We start from the raw sequence: 22,332 nt of genomic DNA, 5'->3' as shown, positions 1-22,332 counted from the left end.
GGACGCAAAATGACCCAGCCCACATTTGCGACCCACGAGGTCTTCAACCAGTCGCCGCCGTTCGAGGACGTCGATCTTTTCGCCGTGGACCGGCCGCTGGTCGAGGCGGTCAGGTCCAATGGCGGCGCAGCGGCGGAGCGGGAACTGTCGGAGTTCGGCCGGCATTGGGGCTCGGCAGCAATGGCCGATCGCGGGCGCCTTGCGAACGAGAACACGCCGAAGCTGCGCAGCTTCGATGCCAAAGGCAATCGCCGCGACCAGGTCGAGTTTCATCCCGCCTATCACGAGCTGATGGCGCACAGTGCGCATGCCGGCGTGCACAATTCGACGTGGATGGCGGACGGAAAACCTGCGGGCGATGCCACTGAGGTCATTCGTGCCGCAAAGTTCTACATGGCTGCGCAAGTCGAGACCGGCCACCTTTGCCCGATCACGATGACGCGCGCCTCCGTCGGTGCGCTGGCGATGCAGCCTGACTTGCTCGCGCGCGTGATGCCGGTGTTGTCGACCAAGAGCTACGATCCGAGCTTTGCGCCGTGGTGGCAGAAACGCGGCATGACGCTCGGCATGGGCATGACCGAGAAGCAGGGCGGCACCGACGTGCGCGCCAACATGACGCGTGCGGTGCGCGACGGGGACGGCTATCGCATCACCGGCCACAAATGGTTCATGTCGGCGCCGATGTGCGATGCGTTCCTGGTGCTGGCACAGGCCGACGGCGGGCTGACCTGTTTCTTCATGCCGCGCTTCGCGCCGGATGGATCGGTCAACGCCGTCCAGTTCCAGCGGCTGAAGGACAAGCTCGGCAACCGCTCCAATGCCTCGTCCGAGGTCGAATTCACAGGCGCCTATGCCGAAAGGGTCGGCGAGGAGGGCAAGGGCATCCGCACCATCATCCAGATGGTACAGCTGACGCGGCAGGATTGCGCGATCGCCTCCGTCGGCCTGATGCGCTCGGGGCTTGCGCATGCGCTGCACCATGCCCGGCATCGCAGCGTGTTCCAGAAGCATCTGGCCGATCAGCCCCTGATGCAGGCCGTGCTGTCGGACATGGCGCTGCATGTGGAGGCGAGCACGGCGCTGGTGATGCGGCTCTGCCGCGCCTTCGACCGCACGCCGCACGATGCGGCGGAGGCGGCCTATATGCGGCTGCTCACGCCCGCGATCAAATACTGGACCTGCAAGAGCGCGCCGCCGTTCCTGTTTGAGGCGATGGAGTGCCTCGGCGGCAACGGTTATGTCGAGGACGGCATTCTGGCGCGCCATTATCGGGAGTCGCCGGTCAACGCGATCTGGGAGGGCTCGGGCAACGTGATGTGCCTCGACGTGATCCGCGCGCTCTCGCGCGAGGGCGAGGCGGCGACGGCGGTGCTGCAAGCGCTGGCGGCCGAGACCAAGGGGCTGCCGGGGGCGGGCGAGGCGGCCAGCTTCATCGGCAAGACGTTTCGGCGCGCCGACGGCGAGCGCGTCGCGCGGCTTGCGGTCGAGAAGCTGGCATTGCTGGCCGCGACGGCCGCGCTCAATGGCGTGTCGCCGCGCCAGGCCGAATTGTTTGCCGCGACCCGCCTTGCGACGAACCATGCCAGCATGTACGGCGCGGTCGAGCTCGACAGCGCCGACGTGCGCGCGCTGCTGGATCGGGCGCTGCCGTGAATCTCCAAAACGAAAGCCTGCTGATGGACTCCCTCAATCCCGATCATCCGCCGCTGACCGCGACGCCGGCGGCGCCGCGTGTCTGGAAGTTCTGGGGCACGGCGCTGTGGGGCCTCTTCATCTTCGTTGCGATGTTCGTCGGGCAGATCGGCGCCGTCCTTCTGCTGGCGGCGCAGCGTGGTCTACCCATGGACCTCGCTTCGCTGCAGGTCGTCGGCCGCGAGCCCCAGACGCTAGCGCTCTCGGTCATCATGGGCTTGCCGGCGACACTGGCCGCGGTCTGGCTCGCCATTCGCATCAAGAAAGCTTCGTTCATCGATTATCTCGCGCTGCATTGGCCGTCCTGGAAGCAGCTGCTGTTCGGCGCCGTCGGCCTCATCCTGATCGTGCTGCTCTGGGAGACGATGTCGCGCGCCCTCGGCCGCGAGGCGACGCCGGGCTTCATGACCGATCTGTTGAAAACGGGCCGCGACAAGGGCGCCGCGCTGCTGCTGCTGGCCGCATTCGCGGTGGCGGCGCCGATGTCGGAAGAGGTTCTGGCGCGAGGCTTCCTCTATCGTGGCTGGTCGGCGAGCTTCCTGCGCGCACCCGGCGCGATCCTGATGTCGTCGCTGGTGTGGACAATCGTCCATCTGCAGTACGACATGTACTTCCTCGCCGAAGTTTTTGCCATCGGCCTGTGGTTCGGCTACATGCGCTACCGCTCCGGCTCGCTGTGGCTCACGATCGTGCTGCATGCGCTGAACAATCTCACCGCGGTGGTGCTGACGATGTGGCTGGGGAGCTAGGCCGCAACTTCGTCATTGCGAGCGCAGCGAAGCAATCCATAATCTCTCCGCCGCGGCAGCCTGGATTGCTTCGTCGCAAGAGCTCCTCGCAATGACGAGGTCAGAGAGGTGCGCTCGAATTGACGAGTGCTAGGCCGCCAGCGCGATCGCGATCGGCATTGTAATGGCTGCAAAGATCGTCTGCAGCGTGATGATCTGCGCCAGCAGCGGGGCGTCGCCGCCCATCTGGCGGGCGAGGACATAGGCGCTGGACGAGGTCGGCACCGCCGAGCAGATCGCCACGATCGCCAGGCTGTTGCCGGAAAGCCCGAACCAGAGACCGAGCCCCATCGCGAGCGCGGGCATCAGCAAGAGCTTGAAAACGACGCCGACGGCTGCGCCGAGGCTTGGACGGAAGAGCCCTTCGAGATGCAATCCCGCGCCTGTGACGAGCAGGCCGATGGCGAGGGAGGAACTGCCGAGCGCGTCTGCAACCTCATGCCAAAGCCTTGGCAGCGGCAGGTGGGTGACATTGACAGTAAGGCCGATAATGCAGGCCCAGATCAAGGGATTGCGCACCAATGTCATGACGATGGCGCGGCCGGATTGCTTTTCCGGCGATGCGTAACGAGCGAGCACCGAGACGCTGAACACGTTGACGAGCGGGATGATCGCCACCATCGCAACGGAGGCGAGCGCCAGCCCGACATCGCCGAACAGATTGGCGGCGATCGACAGCGCAACGAAGGTCTGCCAGCGCGTCGCCCCCTGAAAGATCGAGGTGAAGGCGGGGCCGTCGATGCCGAGCCGGGACAGGGCCGGGCGCAATGCGAGGCAGAGCAGCGACATCGCCAGCGCCGACAGCAGCAGCGCGCCGCCGACGCCGGCGACCGGCACCCTGGAGAGGTCGGCTTTTACCAGGGTCTGGATCAGCAGCATCGGAAACAACACGAAATAGGTCAGCTGCTCCAACCCGTGCCATTGCGTGTCGAGCCGCATCAGGCTGCGCTTCAGCACGATGCCGAGCACGATCAGGATGAAGACCGGCAGCAGCGCCGCGATGACGACGGCCATGGATCAGTCCGGTCCCGGGCTCGTGCGAAGATTGGCAAGGCGATCGAGTGCGCCTTGCAGGATGAAGATCGCGGCGTGCTCGTCGATCACCTCGGCCCGCTTGGCGCGGCTGACGTCCATGCCGATCAGCTCGCGCTCGACCGCCGCGGTCGAAAGACGTTCGTCCCAGAGACCGATGGGCAGCGCGGTCAATCCGGCCAGATTGCGCGCGAAGGCGCGGGTCGATTGCGCGCGCGGGCCTTCGCTGCCGTCCATGTTGATGGGCAGGCCGAGCACGAAGCCGACCACCTTGCGCTCGGTGGCGATGGCCAGCAGCCTGGCGGCATCCTGCTTGAACTGCTTGCGCTGGATCGTCTCGACTCCGGTCGCCAGCCGCCGGTCCGGGTCGGATACCGCAACGCCGATGGTCTTCGTGCCCAAATCGAGGCCGACCAGCGCGCCACGCGCGGGCCAGTGGGTTGCAGCATCGATGAGAGGCAGGATAGGAGCCGGCATGGCTTTAGCGCATATCATGCGTCGCGCCGCGGGGTGAACTGGTAACCATGGATGCACTGACACTATTCGGCCTGTTTGCCGTGACGGCGATGCTGGTCTGCTATGCCCTGGAGGATCGCAGCCACTTGTTCGTGCTGCTGTTCGCGGCGTCCTGCGCGCTGGGGTCGGCCTATGGCTTCCTGCAAGGCGCCTGGCCGTTCGGCCTGGTCGAGGCGATCTGGGCCATCGTGGCATTGCGGCGGTGGCAGGTGAGGCCGCGGTGACGGAGGGGTGGGCGAGGGGCCTGCCGCGCGGCAAGCGGCTCCTCGCCCGGTTTTCAGCTCAGCGGATCGCGATCGGGTTGATCATGGCCTGCACGGCGCCGGTCCAGCGCGGCTGGCCCAGCACGAACAGGAATTCGTAGCCCTTGTCCCGGGCGAGCGCGGCGGTGTCCATGTTCTCGAGGATATAGGTCCCGTTCATCGCGAGCAGAATCTGGTGGACCTCGAACACGGTCTTGCCTTCGAACGGCAACACCTCGAGCCCCCAGGTGTCGGCGCCGACCGCGACGACGCCCTTGCCGGCGAGGTACTTCGCGCCTTCGACGCCGAGGCCGGGCTCGCCGGCCGAGTAGCGCTTGTCGTCCTTGCCGATCAGGCTGAGCCAGCCGGTGTGGAAGATGACGACATCGCCCTGGCGGATCTCGACGTTCTGCTGCTTGGCGGCTTCCTCGATCTCCTTGACGTTGAAGGCGGTGCCTTCCTTCACCACGTCGGTCTTGAAATAGGCGGCCATGTCGAGCAGCACGCCGCGGGCGACCATCGGCGGCACCTTCTCGATGCCGAGCTTCTTCAAGCCATTGGGATCGGCGAAATCGGCCAGCTTGTTGCCGTTGTAGTAGACGTGCTCGACGCCGAGATGGCCGAGCCCGTCGAGCTGACTGCCGATGCCGACCCAGCTGTCGAGGATGTCATCGTTGTAAGTGGCCTTGTTCGGACCGAGACCCGGGGTGCCGGCCTGTCCGGGCTGCACGATGGTGAGCTTGAAGGTGCGCGGCGGGTAGGCGGGCGTCTGCGGCGTGACGGGGATGCCGAGGGCGTAGGTCTTGCCGGTCTTCACCAGCGATGCCGCCTTCACAACGAGCTCGGGCGTCATGTAGTTGGCGGCGCCGATCTCGTCGTTCGGCCCCCATTTCGATTTGGTCCAGTCCTGTGCGCTTGCAGTTCCTGAAATCGCCGACAACGCAGCGACGCAGCACAACACGAGCGTATTGCGCATCAATAGTCCTCCCGATGTTTTCTGCCGGTGTTTGGCTTCGTTTATGGTTTCGCGCTGGCCAGTCACTTATCCTAACGTAGAAGAAGCGCGGGCTTCAAAGCTTTTCGAAGTGCTGCGCTGCGATGGCAGCACGCAGCGCGGATCGATTCAAACGCGATGGATTTGTGATGAATTTCGTGGCGTGGAACGTTGGCGCTCCGTCATGCCGCGATGACGTCCTCGTCCTTCTTCAGGCAATCGGCAAAACCGCTCAGCGCGCTGTATTGATGTCCGGCGCGGCGCTGGATGAAGAGTGTTTCGACACGTGCATGTGACGGGCTCAGCGTGTGGACGGCGACGGCGCCGTTCATCGCGCTGCGTTCCACGACGGCGCGCGGCAGCAGGGTCACGCCCATGTCGGCGGCGACGCAGCCGATCATGCCGTCGAGCGTGCCGAGCTCGAAGCGCGCCGCCGATGGCCAGCCGAATTCGACGAAGATCTGTTCGAGCCGCTGGCGATAGGTGCAGCCGGTGCGGAACACCAGCGCGGTCGGACCCGACTCGGGCGTGCCGGCGCGCAGCTCGGCGAGCGAGGCCCAGCGGCGCGCGCTGACCAGCACCAGCTCTTCGCGGAACGCGCTCGTCGCGGTGAGGTCGTCATGCGTGATGGGTCCAGCGACGAAGGCGCCGTCGAGCGTGCCGTCGAGCACGAGGGCGACGAGGTCGGCGGTCGGCGCGGTGCGCAACGAAAGGCGCACGGCCGGGAAGCGGCGGTGGAAATCGGCGAGCAGCGGCGGCAATCGCACGGCTGCCGTGGTCTCCATCGAGCCGATCGCGAGCGGTCCTTTCGGCTCGCCATCGTCGCGCGCGGCGAGCAAGGCTTCGCGCGACAGCGCTGCCATCTTTTGCGCATAGGGGAGGAGGCGCTTGCCGGCGCCGGTCAGCGTCATGCCGCGCGAGTGCCGCTCGAACAGCGGCGTGCCGATCTCCGCCTCCAGCGCCTTCACGCGCTGGGTGACGTTCGACTGCACGGTGTTGAGCTCTTCGGCGGCGCGGGTGATGCCGCCGGTGCGGGCGACGGCGGCGAAGGTCTTGATATCGCTGAGTTCCATGGTGTCGTTTCGCTTTTGAGATGGCAGCGTTCGCAACAATTCAATTTTCGAGAATGCTAGTCGCGCCTAATCTCGCTGTCCAGATCGGGGAGGAGCCGTATGCCGATGACGACGTCGCTGACCACGCTGCTGGGGATCGAGCACCCGATCCTGCTGGCGCCGATGGATGTCATTGCCGGCAGCCGTCTGGTCGCGGCGGTGAGCCGCGCTGGCGGGTGCGGCATTCTTGGCGGCGGCTATGGCGAGCGGGTCTGGCTGGAGCAGGAGACGGCGAAGCTCGCCGACCTCAGTGCACCGTTTGGGATCGGCTTCATCACCTGGAGCCTCGCCAAGCAGCCCGAGCTTCTCGATGTCGCGCTCGCTGCAAAACCAGTTGCGATCATGTTGTCGTTCGGCGATCCCGCGCCGTTCGCGCCCAAGATCAAGTCCGCCGGCGCGCGCCTGATTTGCCAGGTGCAGGACGAAGCGATGGCGCGGCAGGCGCTCGATGCCGGTGCTGACATCCTGATTGCGCAAGGCACGGAGGCGGGCGGTCATGGCGCTTCGCGCACCACTGTCGATCTCGTGCCCGCCATCGTCGATCTCGTCGCGGGGCACGTTCCAGTGGTGGCGGCTGGCGGCATCGCGGATGGGCGCGGCCTCGCGGCCATGATGATGCTGGGCGCGAGCGGCGTGCTGCTCGGCACGCGCTTCTATGCCAGCCAGGAGGCCGACGGTGCGGAGGAGGCCAAGCGCCGCATCTGCGCGGCGAACTCCGGTTCGACCGTGCGCGGCATCCTCTTCGATCTCTCCCGCAACAATGTCTGGCCGGCGCCGTTTACCGGGCGGTGCCTGGTCAACGATCATGCCAAGCGCTGGATCGGCCGCGAGGTCGAGCTGATGCAGAATGTTGCCGCAGTCGCTTCCGAGTATGCGGCAGCAAGGGCGGCGGGCAATTTCGATGTCGCGGCCGTGATCGCCGGCGAGGCGGTTGGGTTGATTCATGATATCCCACCGGCGGCGGAGATCGTCGAGCGGATTGCGGCGGAGGCGGAGCAGTTGCTGGCAGGACGCCGGAATTCAGCGAGAGGCGTTCTTCCTTCTCCCCTTGTGGGAGAAGGTGGCGCGCAGCGCCGGATGAGGGGTTCTTTCCGCGGAGAGTGAAGTCAAATCTGAGAGGTCTGCTTCCGCGGATGCAAACCCCTCACCCGTCTCGCCGCTATCGCGGCGATCCACCCTCTCCCACAAGGGGAGAGGGAAGAGCGAATGCGAGGCAAGCATCATGTGGCCTGACCGTCGACTGATCGATCTGTTCAAGACCGAATTCCCGATCGTGCTGGCGCCGATGGCTGGCGTGATGGATGCGGAGCTGGTGATTGCGGCTGCGCAGGGCGGGGCGCTGGGGTCGCTGCCGTGTGCGATGATCTCGCCGGAGAAGGCGCGCGAGCAGGTTGGTCTCATCCGCCAGCGCGTCAAGGCGCCGGTCAACATGAACTTCTTCTGCCACACGCCGGTCGAGTTGACGCGCGAAGCCGAGGCGCGGTGGAAGCAGCGGCTCGCGGGGTACTATTCCGAGCACAGTCTCGATCCCTCCGCGCCGATCGCGGCTGCGAACCGCGCGCCGTTCGATGCAGCGTTCTGCGAAGTGGTCGAGGAGCTGAAGCCGGAGGTCGTCAGCTTCCATTTCGGCCTGCCGGAGCAAGCGCTGCTGCGGCGCGTCAAGGCGGCGGGTTGCCTCGTCATCTCGTCCGCGACGACGGTGAAGGAGGCGGTCTGGCTGGAAGAACACGGCGTCGATGCCGTGATTGCGCAAGGTGCCGAGGCGGGCGGCCATCGCGGCATGTTCCTGACCGACAAGATCGCCGAGCAGCCCGGCACCTTCGCGCTGGTGCCGCAGGTCGTCGATGCCGTGAAGGTGCCGGTGATCGCGGCGGGCGGCATCGCCGACGGACGCGGCATTGCCGCGGCCTTCGCGCTCGGTGCCGCCGGCGTGCAGATCGGCAGCGCCTATCTGCGCTGCCCGGAATCCAAGCTCAGCGCGGGCGGCCGCAAGGCGCTCGCCGAGGCGCGGGACGATTCCACCGTCATCACCAATGTCATGACCGGCCGGCCTGCGCGCGGGGTGCAGAACCGGCTGATGCGCGAGGCCGGTCCGATCTCGCCGGATGCGCCGCCGTTTCCCCACGCCGCGACGGCGCTGGGGCCGCTGAAGGCGGCTGCCGAAAAGCAGGGCAGGGTGGATTTCACCAATCTCTGGGCAGGGCAGGCCGTTGCGCTGGGCCGCGAGCTTCCCGCCGCCGAATTGACCCGGGATCTCGCCAAATCGGCGCTGGGGCGCATGAAGGCCCTCGCCGGATAGGGGGAAGCGCCGGTTGCGGCGCAAAACCGGCCTCTGCTATACGGCACATAGGTTTTGCCGTAAGAGGCCTTATATAATGTCCGTCGACGCCGCTACCGTCCGCCGCATCGCGCATCTGGCGCGCATTGCGGTTTCCGAGGGCGAGGTTCCGCATCTGCAGGGCGAGCTCAACGCCATGCTCGCTTTCGTCGAGCAGCTCTCGGAGGTCAATGTCGAGGGCGTGGAGCCGATGACCTCGGTCACCCCGATGCAGATGAAGAAGCGGCAGGACGTGGTCGACGACGGCGGGATCGCCGACGATATCGTTGCCAACGCGCCCGCGACCGAAGGTCACTTCTTCCTGGTGCCGAAGGTCGTTGAATAAACAGGTTAGATCCGATGTGCCTGCTTTGCGACGATGAGAAGGCCTATCAGGCCTACATGAATTATCTCGACAAGATGGAACGGCAGGGCAAGGCTGCCGATCCCAACGTCGCCGTCAATGCCGTGCTCGACGAGATCGAGGCGGCCGCGAAAGCCGCCGCCAAAAAGGACGACCCGGCCAACGACAAGACCCTGTCTCCGTTCTTCTGCAGCCCGATCAATAAATGACCGATTTGACATCGCTGACGCTCGCCGAGGCCCGCAAGGGCCTCGCGGCAAAAAATTTCACGTCGCTCGAGCTGACCGACGCGCATCTTTCCGCGATCGAGAAAGCGCGCGTGCTCAACGCCTTCGTGATAGAGACGCCGGACCAGGCGCGCGCCATGGCGCGCGAGGCGGACAGCAAGATCGCCAAGGGCGATGCGGGCCCGCTCGCCGGCATCCCGCTCGGCATCAAGGACCTGTTCGCGACCAGGGGCGTGCGCACCACGGCGTGCTCGAAGATCCTCGGCAATTTCGTGCCGACCTACGAGTCCACCGTCACCTCGCAGCTCTGGCGCGACGGCGCGGTGATGCTCGGCAAGCTCAACAATGACGAGTTCGCGATGGGCTCGGCGAACGAGACCTCGTGCTTCGGCCCCGTCGGCAATCCCTGGCGGCGCGAGGGCAGCAACACCACGCTGGTGCCGGGCGGCTCGTCCGGCGGCTCGGCCTCGGCCGTGGCGGCGCTGCTCTGCATGGGCGCGACCGCGACTGATACCGGCGGCTCGATCCGCCAGCCGGCCGCGTTCACCGCGACCGTCGGCATCAAGCCGACCTATGGCCGCTGCTCGCGTTGGGGCATCGTCGCCTTTGCCTCCTCGCTCGACCAGGCGGGCCCTATCGCGCGCAGCGTACGCGATGCCGCGATGCTGCTGCGCTCGATGGCCGGCCACGATCCCAAGGACACGACGTCGGTCGATATCCCCGTGCCGGACTACGAGGCGGCGATCGGCAAGTCCGTGAAGGGCATGAAGATCGGCATCCCCCGGGAGTATCGCCTCGACGGCATGCCGGCCGAGATCGAGAAACTGTGGAGTGAGGGCGCGGCGTGGCTGAAGGCGGCCGGTGCCGAGCTGGTCGAGGTGTCGCTGCCGCACACCAAATACGCGCTGCCGGCCTATTACATCGTGGCGCCGGCAGAGGCCTCGTCCAACCTGGCGCGCTATGACGGCGTGCGCTACGGCCTGCGCGAGCAGGGTAAGAACATCATCGAGCTCTACGAGAACACCCGTGCGGAGGGATTTGGCGCCGAGGTGCGCCGCCGCGTCATGATCGGCACTTACGTGCTCTCGGCCGGCTATTACGATGCCTATTACCTGCGCGCGCAGAAGGTGCGCACGCTGATCAAGAAGGATTTTGAGGACTGCTTCGCCAAAGGCGTCGACGCCATCCTCACCCCGGCGACGCCGTCGGCGGCCTTCGGCATCGGCGAGAAGGGCGGCGCCGACCCGGTCGAGATGTATCTCAACGACATCTTCACGGTGACCGTGAACATGGCGGGCCTGCCCGGCATCGCGGTGCCCGCCGGCAAGGACGTGCAGGGCCTGCCGCTCGGGCTGCAATTGATCGGCCGTCCGTTCGATGAGGAGACGCTGTTCTCGCTCGGCGAGGTGATCGAGCAGGCCGCCGGCCGCTTCACGCCCGCGAGGTGGTGGTGAATGTCGCCGATTTCATCGCGAGCATCGGTGGCGCGGCGCCCGCGTCGGACCTGAATGCGCCGCTCGCCGGCCTGTGGTGGGCGGCGAAGGGCGACTGGGACCGCGCGCACACGATCGTTCAGGACGAGAGCAGCCGCGAGGCCGCCTGGGTGCATGCCTATTTGCACCGCGTCGAAGGCGATCTCGGCAATGCCGGCTATTGGTACCGCCAGGCCGGCCAGCCGGCGGCAAAGGATTCATTGGAAGCGGAGTGGGAGCGGATCGCTGCCACGCTGCTCGGGAGCAGGACATGAGCACGGCCACGCACAAGCTTCTCAAGGGCTCAACTGGTGACTGGGAGATGGTCATCGGCATGGAGATCCATGCCCAGGTGACCTCGAACGCCAAACTGTTCTCGGGCGCGTCTACCGCTTTCGGCGGCGAGCCGAACAGCCACGTCTCGCTGGTCGACGTCGCGATGCCAGGCATGCTGCCGGTCATCAACGAGGAATGCGTCAGACAGGCTGTCCGGACCGGGCTCGGCCTCAACGCGCAGATCAACCTGCGCTCGGTGTTCGACCGCAAGAACTATTTCTATCCTGACCTGCCGCAGGGCTACCAGATCAGCCAGTACAAATCGCCCATCGTGGGCGAGGGTGAGGTGATCATCGATCTCGACGGCGGCAAGACGGCCACCATCGGTATCGAGCGGCTGCATCTGGAGCAGGATCCCGGCAAGATGCTGCACGACCGGTCGCCGTCACTGTCCTACATCGATTTCAACCGCTCTGGCGTGGCGCTGATGGAGATCGTCTCGAAGCCTGATATCCGCGACGCCGAGCAGGCCAAGGCCTATGTGACCAAGCTGCGCTCGATCATGCGCTACCTCGGCACTTGCGACGGTGACATGGAGAAGGGATCCCTGCGCGCCGACGTCAACGTGTCCGTGCGCAAGCCCGGCGCGCCGCTCGGCACCCGCTGCGAGATCAAGAACATGAACTCGATCGCCTTCATCGGCCAGGCGATCGAGTATGAAGCGCGGCGCCAGATTGAGATCCTGGAGGACGGGGGCGAGATCGAGCAGGAGACGCGCCGGTTCGATCCCAACAAGGGTGAGACGCGCTCGATGCGGTCGAAGGAGGAGGCGCACGACTATCGCTACTTCCCCGACCCCGACCTGTTGCCGCTGGAGTTCAGCCAGGACTTCGTCGACGCGCTGAAGGCGAAGCTGCCGGAGCTGCCGGACCAGAAGAAGGCGCGCTTCGTCGCCGATTTCGGCCTCTCGGCCTATGATGCGAGCGTGCTGGTCGCCGAGCGCGAGAGCGCGCTGTTCTACGAGACGGTGCTCGACAAGCTCGCCAACCGCGCCCGCGACGGCAAGATGGCGGCGAACTGGGTGATCAACGAGCTGTTCGGCCGTCTCAACAAAGAAGGCCGGGATATTACGGCCTCGCCCGTCAATGCCGGGCAACTGGCTGCGATCATCGACCTGATCGGCGAGGGTACGATCTCGGGCAAGATCGCCAAGGATCTGTTCGAAATCGTCTGGCAGGAGGGTGGCGATCCCCGCGCGCTGGTCGAAAGCCGTGGCATGAAGCAGGTCACGGATCTCTCAGCGATCGAAAAGGTGGTCGACGACATCATCGCGGCCAATCCCGACAAGGCGGCGCAGGTGAAGGACAAGCCGCAATCGCTCGGCTGGTTCGTCGGCCAGGTCATGAAGGCATCCGGCGGCAAGGCCAACCCGCAGAGCGTCAACGACCTGCTCAAGTCCAAGCTCGGCGTCTAAGCCTGACGCATTCGAACGAGGTGACGGACGCGTTTCGTCACCTCGCTTTTGGTTCTCGCTGCGACGCTCGCGCGCATCCTCGACGGCAAACTTCATCCTGATCGACGGCGATGCGGCGGGGCGAATCGCCGCCGCGCGATTCGCCCGAAACGGCGGCTTGAACGCGCTCCGGCGAGCGCCCGCGCCGTTAAGCATGAAAATATTTTCGTTGCCAAAAATCGCGACTCAGAGTCCGCGAAACGCCTTTGCGAGGCGACCGCACGATTGTCGATGCGCATCGCTGCGTTGGTCGCGCGCGATACGCGCGTGCGAAAAAATACTTGCTGCATAGTGTTTTCGTGCAATCGCATCGTTCGCGAACGTCGGCGATGCGAGCGCTCTGCATGATCGCAAGTGCACGTCGTACGAAGCGCCTGCGTCGCGCCCGCCAAGCGCAGGCGCCTTGCTGCGTCAACACTTCTTTAAGCGAGAAGCTGTTTTTTTCTTCGTGTTGGTGTATTCGGGATGAAGTGCATTCGATCCCCGAGTGCACGCAGCGATTAAAGCCATCTCACACATCGGAGGGCAACATGGCCAAGAAAGCGAAGAAGGCGAAGAAGGCGAAGAGCGCAGTGAAGAAGACTGCGAAGAAGACCCGCAAGGTCGCGAAGAAGAAGAAGTAACTTCGCTTCTGAAGTTGCCGGCTCCAGATAGCCGGCACGTCATCAGCGCCTCCTAGAGGTTCTGGTCGACGATAGAGGGTGTCGGCGAGACATCAGGTCAACGGTCGGACCGTTCTCTTTCGCGGTCCGGCAGAAGAAACGAGTTTTCTTCGTTCGGTGCGGTTCTCCTCAAACGGGCTCCGCAATTTCACGACAGGCCTTCGGGCCAAAGTGGAATCTGGTCCTGACGTGTTCGCCGACGCCCTCGTTCCCTTGAAGCCGGGGCATTGCCGGCATTCCTCTCCCTCACATCGTTGATTTGACCGCGTCGCGTCCGAGCGCGCTTCTGTCATGCCGGCTTGATCGCTTGGCTTGGAGAGGCAAGGCGGCCCGTGGCGTGATCGCGCGCCGTTTCGCCCGGCGGTGTCGCCGCCCGGCTCCGACGGGCCGATCCAGCACGCGCGGCTTGTCGTGGAACGATTGCGGCCGCTGGAATACTCGGTCACCCGCCTGCCACCTTCGCCGCTTCGGCGGCCCGAGACCGCATACCGTGGAAGCCTTGGCGTAGCGAGGGCGCGGGTGACGCCAGTTGAAGAAAAGCAACCACATGACCTGCGCCACCGCGCGCGATGGTTATCGATGTCCTGAAATCCCAAGGTAAACCGAATCTGACGAATGACAGAAGTCCCTGCGAATCATGGACTTCTTGAATTCTCGGCGCAGGAGGCGCGCGCCCGCGTTTACGTCTGCTTCATCGCGATGCTTAAACTGCCATTCAAATTTGCCCGCCATCATCGCCTCCAACAAGCCGGCAAACGGCGACGGGGAAGAGTTGAACAGTGCACGATCCCGTGACGGGTCATGCACATCAGAGGTTGGACGGGAGCCGCGCTCGGGGGACGAGGCGGCATAAGAACAAAGGGGATGCGTGATGTTTCAGGGTACTTTCGATCTGGAGACGGCGACGCCGGTCGATGCGAGCGCGCTGTCGGACGTGCTGTTCGAGCGCGGGATCTATTGGGCGAGCGGCCGCTCCGGCATCGTCGATCTCGTCGCCGCGCACAAATGGTTCAATCTCGCCGCGCTGAAGGGCCGCAAGGACGCCGTGGCGCTGCGCCAGGAAATCGCCGGGCAGATGTCGGAGGCCGAGATCTCCGTCGCGCAGCGTGAGGCGAGAGCCTGGGTCTGCGCGCACTGAGCGTCACTTCGCTTGGGAACCGGACCTTGACCGGGCGGCGCCACCGCGCCGAGGCGGCTTCAGGTCGAGGTTTGCACGGCAAACGAGGCCGGCGCTTCGCCCGCGCAATGCCTGCGCCAGATTTCGTCGAATGCCTTTTCGATATCCCGCGTCATGCGGACAGTATCGAAAAGCGGCCAAGTGGTCCGGCGCGCCGCCAGCTTGCTCCGGAGCGCGACGCGAAGTTCGGAATCGTGCGCGATTCGAAGTGCCAAAGCCTCATATTCCTCCAGCGATCGCGTCACCAGCTCGGGAAGGCCTACGGCGTTCAGGAGACTGGCTGCAACGCGTCCGGCAAAAGTGGTCCCAAGGCACGTCAGGACCGGCAAGCCAGCCCAGAGGGCGTCGCTGGCCCCGGTGTGGGCGTTGTAGGGCAATGTGTCCAGGAACAGATCGGCGACCTGGTGGCGCGCCAAATGCTCCTCAGCAGGGACGCGCGGAGCGAACACGATTCTCTCAGCGACAATCCCCCGCGCAACGGCTTCGCGCTTCAGATTCTCGGTGGCGACCGGGTCACCATCTAGCAGCCAAAGGACGCTTCCGGGGGTCTTGTCGAGCAGCCGCATCCAGACGCCGAACAACGGGGGCGTGATCTTGGGGCTTCTGTTGAACGCGCAGTAGACGAACGCATCGTCCGCCAGTCCGAGCTGGCTCCGGCTCGGTGGCTTTGACGGGAGCGGTCGCTTCGCGTCGGTCGCCTGGTAGCTATTGGGAAGATAGATCACCTTCTCGGCGTAATAAGTCTGCTCTGCTTCGGGGATGACGATCCGGTCGGCCATGAGATAGTCGACATAGGGGGCGCCCATCGTGCCGGGAAAGCCGAGATAGCTGACCTGGATAGGAGCCGGCCGGCGCGCAATGATTTTCGGCCGTGCACCGGCGGTGAAGCCGCCGAGATCGACGAGAACCTCGATCTCGAGCTGGCCGATCAGCTTGACGACGTCCTCGTCGGCAAGGTCGCTGACATCTTCAAAACGTTCGAATGCGGCCCTCAGGCGGTTGCGCATCTGGCTGTCGTCGTCGGGCCCGTAGGAGATGGCGGTGACGTCGAAGCGCTCGCGGTCGTGCGCCTCGAAGATTCCGGCCATCAAATACGCGGTGGCATGACTGCGAAAATCGGCCGACATGTACGCGATCCGGAGCCGGGACGCCGGTCTCGGCGTTCCGGGCCTGGCGGCACCCCCGTCGGGGGTCACCTTGGCGACATAGGCCTTCGCGCAGGTCAATTGGCGTGCAGGCGATGAGGAGACATGAAAGAAGGTGAAGGGGTCGACCGGCACGCCTGCCTCGGCAGCGTCTTCCATAGTGGCCTGTTCACGTTCGAAGCTGCTCCAGTCGGCGCGCTTCCGCTTGCAAGCAACGAGGTTGCTCAGCGCAAACGGGAACGTCTTATCAAGTGCGACCGTTCGTTCCAGAGCCACGATCGCTTCGTCGTCTCGCCCCAGCTGGCCAAGAACCTCAGACAACGCGAAATGGTTCTGTGGGTCGGCCGGTGCAAGCTCGATGGCGCGGGCGTAGCTGTCACGCGCTTCCACGAGTCGACCAAGCTGCTGCAACGCGCTGCCTCGGTTGGCGAACGCGACGCTCGACGGTGCGATCGCAATGGAGCGATCAAACTCGGCTATGGCTTCGCGAAGCTGCTGCCGTGCAATGAGGATCGCTCCGCGATTGAGATGCGCGTCCGCGAAGTTCGGAGCCAGGGCGATTACTTTCGCAAGCCAGACGAGCGCATCGTCCGGCTTGTCCAGCGCGCGCAGCACGTTGGCATAGTTGAAAAGAACGTCGGGATTGCCGGGGTCGACGCGTGCAGCCTTCTTCAGCAAAGGCTCGGCATCCGCAAAATGGCCGCGCTGGGCGTGCAACAGCCCCAGCATATGGAGCGCGACGGCATGCGTTCTGCTTCCCTTCAGAATGGTCGTGTAGGCCCGTTCCGCTTCCGACAGATTGCCCGAACGGTGCGCCGCAATTGCCTGGTCCAGAATAGCTGACGGATGGAGTGAGGAGGGGGCCGAGGCTCCCTTGTTGCGGCCTTGTTGCGACATGCAATGGGTTCTCGACCCGACGTAGGGGGTCTGTGCTCGGGCGAAATGGTGCAAAAACTCTAGTCACCTTTGCCGGCGAGAACAACGGCCGCGCCGCCTGCGCTCATTCGCACGGGCGGACGCGCTTGCGCTGGAGCAAGTTTCTTCTTCATGGCGTCGCCTAGAATCCGACGGCATGAGCAACCAGGCTACGAATGGACGATGGCTGCCGATTCAGATCGCTCCCGACGAGTGCGACCTGGAACTCGGGCGTCTGCACAAAACAGGTATTGTGCCATGGTCCTTTCCATGCCGGCGTAAGGGCGGCATCTGGTTCAATGTTTGGGCCGATGAGGCCGTGCTGATAGCGCCCTCGCATTGGCGGGTCTGGCGATCCGGCATTTAGGTTGGGGGCTCACATATATAAGGAGCGCGCGAATCGCGCGGGCTCGCCGCCCTCATCCTTGTGCGGAACTTTCGTACCGGCGTCGCCCATCGCCTTCCGCTGGACGCGCGCAGGGACCTTGATTCTGCTTCCGGGGATTCTGCTGCCGGGTGGCGGAGAGGGAGGGATTCGAACCCTCGATACAGCTTGAGACCGTATGACGCTTTAGCAAAGCGTTGCCTTCAGCCACTCGGCCACCTCTCCGGTGCGAGCCTTATGCATCTATTTGCTCGGGCTGGTCAATTTGGAAGCGCGTGTTTTCGCTCGAATATTCCCAGCGATTTGCGAAACGAGACGGGTTTGCGCTCGGATCAGGGCGTGGCGCTGAATTTTCGAGGAAATTCAAAGGTGCAAAGAAGGACTAGCACCTCTGCGTCCTCGCTCGCCGAGCTGTCCGGCCCGATTATCCCGCCAGCGTGACTTCCATATAGAGAGTGATGGCGAGCCCCGGACGGCGGAGGTATTTGCAGGCTGCCTGCGTCAGATTGCGCGACGGGGAGGCGGGTCGATGCCTGCCCGTTGAGTCTCCTTCTGATTCCACGATTCGAGCGCCTCAAAAGCTGGCTCAAGCCGAGCTCTCGCGCGCGGCGCCTCATGTGCGGAACTTTGATGGCATTTGGAACCGATCCGAAAACTTCAATGTAAACAACGCGTTACGAGAGCAGTTTGATCACATCTGCGTGTTATTTGTGCAACACCCGTTGGAAAACACGCTGCACCGGCCCGTTTCGGAGCGTTCTCTTGTTGTGTGTGCAAGGACGTTCGGTAATTGTGACTGAGCGACGGAGGGGGGCATCCCGAGGTCGTCCCGTTTAGGTCATTCGCTTAAGTCCCTCGCGTTCATGCGGGTGTGTCCGAAGACGCGAAGGGGCCGAAAGCGGTGATTTAGAGGGGGTTGGGGAATTGGCCGTCCGGTCAGTGACCTTCCCTGAAGAGCAACTTGGAGGTTTAACATGAAGTTGGTTAAGAGCCTTTTGCTCGGCTCAGCGGCGGGTCTGATCGCCGTGGGCGGAGCTCAGGCAGCCGATCTCCCCGTGAAGGCCAAGGCGGTCGAGTACGTGAAGATCTGCTCCCTGTACGGTGCTGGATTCTACTACATCCCGGGCACCGACACCTGCATCAAGTTCGGCGGCTATCTGCGTGCCGACATGCTGTTTAACACGAACAGCGACTACGGCATTGGCCAGGGTGCTCCCGGCGGCGCCAACAACCGTCTGGACAACTACTACCAGACCCGCGCTCGTTTGGACTTCACCATCGATACCCGCACGGCAACCGAGTACGGCGTGGTCCGCACCTACGCCGATACGGTTTTCAGCTGGGATGCCACGTCGGTGACCGGCAGCGCCCCGTCTGCCTTCTCGACGGGTTCGGCTTCGCTCGGCCTCTACCATGCGTTCATCCAGTTCGCTGGTTTCACCTTCGGCCGCACCGTCTCGATCTTCGACGCACCGTGGCAGAGCTATCCGGCTGGCGGTCCCGACTTCCTTCCGGGCGGCAGCAACAACGTCACCGGTGTGAACCAGGTCGCCTACACGGCTGATTTCGGCCAGGGCATCACGGGTTCGGTCGCGTTGCAGGATATGACGACCGCCGCTGGCGGCCAGTCCAACCTCTGGAACGCGAGCGTGACGGGCGTTGCCGGTGCAGTGGGTGGCTTCGCCTCGACTGCGGCTGCGGGCGCTGCCTTCATCCAGGGCATCTACGGTGTCAACGATTGGGGTGGCACGCGCATGCCCGACATCGTCGGTCAGGTTCGTGTCGATCAGGCTTGGGGTCTGTTCCAGATCTCGGCGGCGGCGCACGAACTCCACTCGGCTTATTACGGTACGACGGAGCTCACGGGTCATCCGTCGGACAAGTGGGGCTGGGCGGTGCAGGGTGCCTTGTCGATCAAGAACATCCCGACCGGCGCGGGTGACTCGATCAACTTGCAGGCGGTCTACACCGACGGTGCTTCGCGGTACAACTTCCAGAGCCTGTTCCCGCAGACCATCTTCATCTACGGCGGCAGCGGCATCGCGTATCAGAGCATCGGCTTCGCCGGTATCGCTGATGGCGTGTTCGGTTCCGGTCTCGGTATCGAGACCGTCAAGACCTGGGGCTTCCGCGGTGGTTATACCCACAACTGGTCCCCGAACTGGGCGTCGGGCATCTACGGTGCTTATGCTTCGCTCCGCTACGGCGATCAAAGCAAGGCTCTGATCTGCGCCAACTTCGCTGCTGCTCTGGCCCCCGCCGCTGGCTCGACCTGTAACCCCGACTTCAACCTTGCGGTTATCGGCGGCAACTTGGTCTGGACTCCGGTCAAGGGTCTCGCCTTCACGGCTGACGTGAGCTACGTCTGGCTCGACCAGAAGCACTCTGGCGTTGTCACGGGCGCCAACACGGCCAACCTGGCTGTTGCCAAGCCCGCAGCGACCTACGAGCTGAAGGATCAGGGCAACCTGCAGATGCTCCTGCGCGCTCAGCGCAATTTCTAAGGTCGACCCTAGGTTGATCCACGAACCCCGGCAGGAAACTGCCGGGGTTTTTCTTTGGAGCGTAGCGCTTCGCCTAACGTGCGGACCTTGTTGGCTCGCAAGCAGGAATGTCGGCTAAGTGCTATCAAACTACCATCTCAGGGCCCTTCCACTCCTTGAAGGTATAGGTCGGGTTGAGACCGCAGGCATCGATCGTGCCCGACGCGGTCGCCATGCACTGGCTGTAGTTGGACAACTGGCAGTTGCCAGGATTCCCCCAACGCCGTTCTTGCAGGCAATAGCGATCCTGGATGCCGGTTACCTGTGGCTGGGCAGGATGGCGGTTCTTGCCAAAGGGGGGAGCGGCCGGTCGCGAGGCCCGACGAGATCACGGCTGCGAACAGGAACGCACCGACCACGCGCAGCGTGACACGTTCCCAGCTTTGTGAGGCATAAGCTAACCCGTGCGTGGGAACGCTTGGTCCAATTCTATCGTCAGGTCGCTGGTGCCGTCGACGAATCCTGCCGAGCCCTGCCCAGCAACCAGGCTCTGATTCTATCGGCCCATCGACGCGCCGCTACTGCACGCTGACCGCGCCGCGGCGCAGGTCGGCTTCGATCTGCAAGCGGGTGCCGCCGCCGAAACGGGCGCGGTAGACTTGAAGGTTTTCCATGATCCGCTGCACATAGTTGCGCGTCTCGGAGAACGGAATCAGCTCGACCCAGTCGACCGCGTCGACCTTGGGGTCGCGCGGATCGCCGTAACGCTCGACCCACTTCTTCACGCTGCCGCGGCCGGCATTGTAGGCGGCGAACGTCATGATGTAGGAGCCGCGATAATCCTCGAGCAGTCCGCCGAGCTCGGCCGAGCCGAGCGTGGCGTTGTAGACGGAGTCGTTCTTCAGCCGCGCGAGGTCGTAGGTTGCGCCGTGGCGTTTGCAGACGTAGCGGGCGGCATCCGGCGTCACCTGCATCAGCCCGTAGGCCTGCGCCGGCGAGACCACCGACGGGTTGAACGCGCTCTCCTGCCGCGCAATCGCATAGATGATGCTGCGTTCGACCTCGGGGCCGATCGGCGTGAACTGAGGGATGCCGTTGACGGGGTAGGCGTAGAAGTCGAACGGGAGGCCGCGGTTGAGCGCGGCCTTGCCGAGCAGCAGCATGCCGCGCGCGTCGCTGTAGCGCTGGGTGAGCTCGCCGAGGCCCGCGAGCGCCTCGGGATCGCCGTTCTCGCCCATGTCGGCGAGCAGCGGTATCGCGAACTCGCGCTCGTCCAGCTCGTAGAGCAGTTGCGCGGCGCGCACGATCTCGAGCCGCTCGGCGCCGCGACCGCGCGGCTGGCTGTTGAGCTCGATCTGCGGCAGGCCGAGCTTTGCGCGCGCGAGCTGGCCGTAATAGCTGGTCGATTGCTCGGCCGCCCGCGCATAGGCATTGCGTGCCTCCTGCTGGCGGCCCATCGCCTCGGCAGCGCGGCCCTGCCAATAGCCGGCACGCGCCAGCGCGGTGGGATTGACGCTGCCGACGCCGATGCGAGCAAAATGCTGGGCGGCGGTCGCGGGATCGTTGAGGAAGCGCAGCGCGATCCAGCCGGCGGTGAACTCCTGCTCGGTCTTGTAGATGTCGCGCGAGGGCAGGGCGGCGTCGCGCGCGATCAGATAGGCGCTGCGGAATTCCTCGGTGTCGATCATCTTGCGCGCCAGGAGGCGCCGCTCGATCCACCATTCGTCGAGATTGTGGAGGCGACCCGGATCCTTCGGCGCCGACAGCATCAGCTGGGCGGCTTCAGTGAACTTCTCCTCGCGGCGCAGCAGCTGGATCTTGCTGAAGATGAAGCCTGGATCGCCGTGCAGCTCGCGCGGCACGGCATCGAGCAGCGCCCGCGCGTTCGGCGCTTTCTTGACCGCGGCGATGCGGGCCTTGGCGAGCGCGACATAGCCGGCGCCGAGACGCTTGGCGGCGCGTAGCGCCGCCTCGTTCTCGCTGCCGTAGAGCAGGTTGTCCATCCGCGCTTTCTGGTCGCCCGGCGTGAGCAGGGCGCCGAACTGGTCGAGTGCGTTGTTCTCGGTGTCTTCCGACATCGGATCGGCGCGCCAGGCGTCCCGCACCAGCCGCTCGGCATTGGCGCGGTCGCCGCGCGCCAGCATCGCCCTGGCGAGCGTGAAGCGGCCCTTGGCGGAGATCGGCGACTCGTTCTCGAACCACGACCACGCGACCGACTCGTCGCGCCTGTCGTCCCACATCGCGGCCTCGAGGCGCCGGCGCAGGAAGGTCTGCGATGGCCAACTCGGATTGGCTGAGAGGAAGGCGCGATAGCGTTCCACGGTCGCGCCGTTGTCCTCGCTGCGCAGGATGATCCATTCGGCGAGCTTTCGCGCGACCGGATCGGAGATGCCGGCCGCGGCATTGGTGGCGTCGCCGGCCTTGCGCTTGCGCACGAGCTCGATGACGCTCTCCAGGGTGTCCTTGTCAGCCTGCGACGTCGACGACGTCGCAGCCACGGCGGCCGGGATGACCGGCTTGCGCGGCGCTGCATGCTGGCGCGTTGCAGGCGCCAGTATGGGAGCTGCGGCCGGTCTGGCCGGGGCCGGCGCAGTCGGTTTGACGGTGGCAGTCACGGCCGGGGCGGGGGCTGCCTTGGGCGGCGAGCCGCTCGCAGTCGGCGCTGCCTTAGGTGCAGCTGCAGGGGTCGTGGCAGCAGGAGCGGTGGCCGCAGGCTTGGATTTGTCTTTGGGCTTGTCCTTCGCCGGTTCCTTGCTGGCGTTCTTGCCGGCATCCGGCTTCTTCGCGGCGTCCTTGGCGGGGGTGCCGAGCGTACCCTTTGCGGCCTTCGCGGCGTCCTTGCCGGTTCCCTTGGCTGTATCCTTCGCCGTTTCCTTGGTTGATCCTTTGGCCGGGCCATTCGAGGCGTCCTTGGCTGCTGGCTTGGCGGGATCCTTGGTCTCCGCGGCCGTCTCGTTGGACTTGGCGAACGCGGCGCAGTCCATCGACAGCCCGGCCATCAGGCACAATGCCATACTCAG

The 22,332-nt window shown here is 64.8% G+C and carries 19 protein-coding genes and 1 tRNA gene; 12 read left to right on the top strand and 8 right to left on the bottom strand.

What is annotated here, in order from left to right; all coding sequences use genetic code 11:
* Nucleotides 1-9 precede the first annotated feature (9 nt).
* The gene (locus GA0061099_RS20750) at nucleotides 10-1,653 is read left to right on the top strand and encodes an acyl-CoA dehydrogenase family protein (RefSeq protein ID WP_036025540.1); all 1,644 of its coding nucleotides are present in this window, start codon (nucleotides 10-12) and stop codon (nucleotides 1,651-1,653) included.
* Between the two features lie 23 nt (nucleotides 1,654-1,676).
* Nucleotides 1,677-2,441 (top strand): CPBP family intramembrane glutamic endopeptidase, encoded by a 765-nt coding sequence (locus GA0061099_RS20745; protein WP_074448030.1) that lies wholly within the window; start codon nucleotides 1,677-1,679, stop codon nucleotides 2,439-2,441.
* Nucleotides 2,442-2,570: 129 nt separating this feature from the next.
* On the opposite strand, the gene GA0061099_RS20740 is transcribed toward GA0061099_RS20745, so the two are convergent.
* Nucleotides 2,571-3,494, bottom strand: a complete 924-nt coding sequence (locus GA0061099_RS20740) for an AEC family transporter (RefSeq protein ID WP_036025538.1) — start codon at nucleotides 3,492-3,494, stop codon at nucleotides 2,571-2,573.
* Between the two features lie 3 nt (nucleotides 3,495-3,497).
* On the bottom strand, nucleotides 3,498-3,989 hold the full coding sequence (gene ruvX, locus GA0061099_RS20735; RefSeq protein WP_036025537.1) for a Holliday junction resolvase RuvX: 492 nt from the start codon (nucleotides 3,987-3,989) through the stop codon (nucleotides 3,498-3,500).
* A 47-nt stretch (nucleotides 3,990-4,036) separates the two neighbouring features.
* Here ruvX and GA0061099_RS20730 point away from each other — a divergent pair, with 47 nt between their 5' ends.
* On the top strand, nucleotides 4,037-4,252 hold the full coding sequence (locus tag GA0061099_RS20730) for a hypothetical protein (protein WP_036025536.1): 216 nt from the start codon (nucleotides 4,037-4,039) through the stop codon (nucleotides 4,250-4,252).
* Nucleotides 4,253-4,310: 58 nt separating this feature from the next.
* Here GA0061099_RS20730 and GA0061099_RS20725 read toward each other — a convergent pair whose 3' ends face one another.
* Together GA0061099_RS20725 and GA0061099_RS20720 are read right to left on the bottom strand one after the other, a co-directional pair.
* Nucleotides 4,311-5,246 (bottom strand): cyclase family protein, encoded by a 936-nt coding sequence (locus tag GA0061099_RS20725; RefSeq protein ID WP_036025535.1) that lies wholly within the window; start codon nucleotides 5,244-5,246, stop codon nucleotides 4,311-4,313.
* 200 nt (nucleotides 5,247-5,446) lie between these two features.
* Nucleotides 5,447-6,337, bottom strand: coding sequence for a LysR family transcriptional regulator (locus GA0061099_RS20720; protein WP_036025534.1), 891 nt, complete (start codon nucleotides 6,335-6,337; stop codon nucleotides 5,447-5,449).
* 99 nt (nucleotides 6,338-6,436) lie between these two features.
* Between GA0061099_RS20720 and GA0061099_RS20715 the strand changes: the two genes are divergently transcribed.
* From GA0061099_RS20715 to GA0061099_RS20675, 8 genes are all read left to right on the top strand, one after another.
* Entirely contained in the window at nucleotides 6,437-7,480 is a 1,044-nt protein-coding gene (locus GA0061099_RS20715; RefSeq protein WP_036025532.1) for an NAD(P)H-dependent flavin oxidoreductase, read from the top strand.
* A 118-nt stretch (nucleotides 7,481-7,598) separates the two neighbouring features.
* Nucleotides 7,599-8,675 carry an NAD(P)H-dependent flavin oxidoreductase gene (locus tag GA0061099_RS20710; protein ID WP_036015068.1) on the top strand — a complete coding sequence of 359 codons (1,077 nt, stop codon included), beginning with the start codon at nucleotides 7,599-7,601 and terminating at the stop codon, nucleotides 8,673-8,675.
* A gap of 76 nt (nucleotides 8,676-8,751) precedes the next feature.
* Complete coding sequence (gene gatC / locus GA0061099_RS20705) at nucleotides 8,752-9,039, top strand: Asp-tRNA(Asn)/Glu-tRNA(Gln) amidotransferase subunit GatC (RefSeq protein ID WP_036025530.1); 288 nt, start codon at nucleotides 8,752-8,754, stop codon at nucleotides 9,037-9,039.
* A gap of 14 nt (nucleotides 9,040-9,053) precedes the next feature.
* Nucleotides 9,054-9,266 carry a hypothetical protein gene (locus GA0061099_RS20700; RefSeq protein WP_027547180.1) on the top strand — a complete coding sequence of 71 codons (213 nt, stop codon included), beginning with the start codon at nucleotides 9,054-9,056 and terminating at the stop codon, nucleotides 9,264-9,266.
* Complete coding sequence (gatA, locus tag GA0061099_RS20695; protein ID WP_036025529.1) at nucleotides 9,263-10,738, top strand: Asp-tRNA(Asn)/Glu-tRNA(Gln) amidotransferase subunit GatA; 1,476 nt, start codon at nucleotides 9,263-9,265, stop codon at nucleotides 10,736-10,738. Before GA0061099_RS20700 ends, gatA begins: the two co-directional genes overlap by 4 nt.
* The gene (locus GA0061099_RS20690; RefSeq protein ID WP_085972184.1) at nucleotides 10,729-11,031 is read left to right on the top strand and encodes a hypothetical protein; all 303 of its coding nucleotides are present in this window, start codon (nucleotides 10,729-10,731) and stop codon (nucleotides 11,029-11,031) included. The genes gatA and GA0061099_RS20690 overlap by 10 nt, the downstream gene beginning before the upstream one ends.
* On the top strand, nucleotides 11,028-12,506 hold the full coding sequence (gene gatB / locus GA0061099_RS20685; protein ID WP_036025527.1) for an Asp-tRNA(Asn)/Glu-tRNA(Gln) amidotransferase subunit GatB: 1,479 nt from the start codon (nucleotides 11,028-11,030) through the stop codon (nucleotides 12,504-12,506). Before GA0061099_RS20690 ends, gatB begins: the two co-directional genes overlap by 4 nt.
* 1,572 nt (nucleotides 12,507-14,078) lie before the next feature.
* Complete coding sequence (locus GA0061099_RS20675) at nucleotides 14,079-14,345, top strand: hypothetical protein (protein WP_036025525.1); 267 nt, start codon at nucleotides 14,079-14,081, stop codon at nucleotides 14,343-14,345.
* Between the two features lie 59 nt (nucleotides 14,346-14,404).
* Here GA0061099_RS20675 and GA0061099_RS20670 read toward each other — a convergent pair whose 3' ends face one another.
* Both GA0061099_RS20670 and GA0061099_RS20660 read right to left on the bottom strand, forming a co-directional pair.
* Nucleotides 14,405-16,426, bottom strand: a complete 2,022-nt coding sequence (locus GA0061099_RS20670; RefSeq protein ID WP_050995952.1) for an O-linked N-acetylglucosamine transferase, SPINDLY family protein — start codon at nucleotides 16,424-16,426, stop codon at nucleotides 14,405-14,407.
* A 535-nt stretch (nucleotides 16,427-16,961) separates the two neighbouring features.
* Nucleotides 16,962-17,054 (bottom strand) — tRNA-Ser (locus tag GA0061099_RS20660).
* 749 nt (nucleotides 17,055-17,803) lie between these two features.
* Between GA0061099_RS20660 and GA0061099_RS20655 the strand changes: the two genes are divergently transcribed.
* Nucleotides 17,804-19,333, top strand: coding sequence for a porin (locus GA0061099_RS20655; protein WP_036015052.1), 1,530 nt, complete (start codon nucleotides 17,804-17,806; stop codon nucleotides 19,331-19,333).
* A gap of 124 nt (nucleotides 19,334-19,457) precedes the next feature.
* Here the strand turns inward: GA0061099_RS20655 and GA0061099_RS20650 are convergent, their stop codons facing one another.
* Both GA0061099_RS20650 and GA0061099_RS20645 read right to left on the bottom strand, forming a co-directional pair.
* The gene (locus GA0061099_RS20650) at nucleotides 19,458-19,568 is read right to left on the bottom strand and encodes a DUF3551 domain-containing protein (RefSeq protein WP_370130391.1); all 111 of its coding nucleotides are present in this window, start codon (nucleotides 19,566-19,568) and stop codon (nucleotides 19,458-19,460) included.
* Nucleotides 19,569-19,890: 322 nt separating this feature from the next.
* Nucleotides 19,891-22,311: a lytic transglycosylase domain-containing protein gene (locus tag GA0061099_RS20645; RefSeq protein ID WP_036025522.1), complete on the bottom strand. Its 2,421-nt coding sequence runs from the start codon at nucleotides 22,309-22,311 to the stop codon at nucleotides 19,891-19,893.
* Between the last annotated feature and the right edge of the window lie 21 nt (nucleotides 22,312-22,332).

The sequence above is a fragment of the Bradyrhizobium yuanmingense genome (genome assembly GCF_900094575.1).
Classification (GTDB): Bacteria; Pseudomonadota; Alphaproteobacteria; order Rhizobiales; family Xanthobacteraceae; genus Bradyrhizobium; species Bradyrhizobium yuanmingense.
The sequence above is the reverse complement of the archived record's forward strand: the minus strand, read 5'-3'. Positions and strand labels throughout refer to the sequence as shown.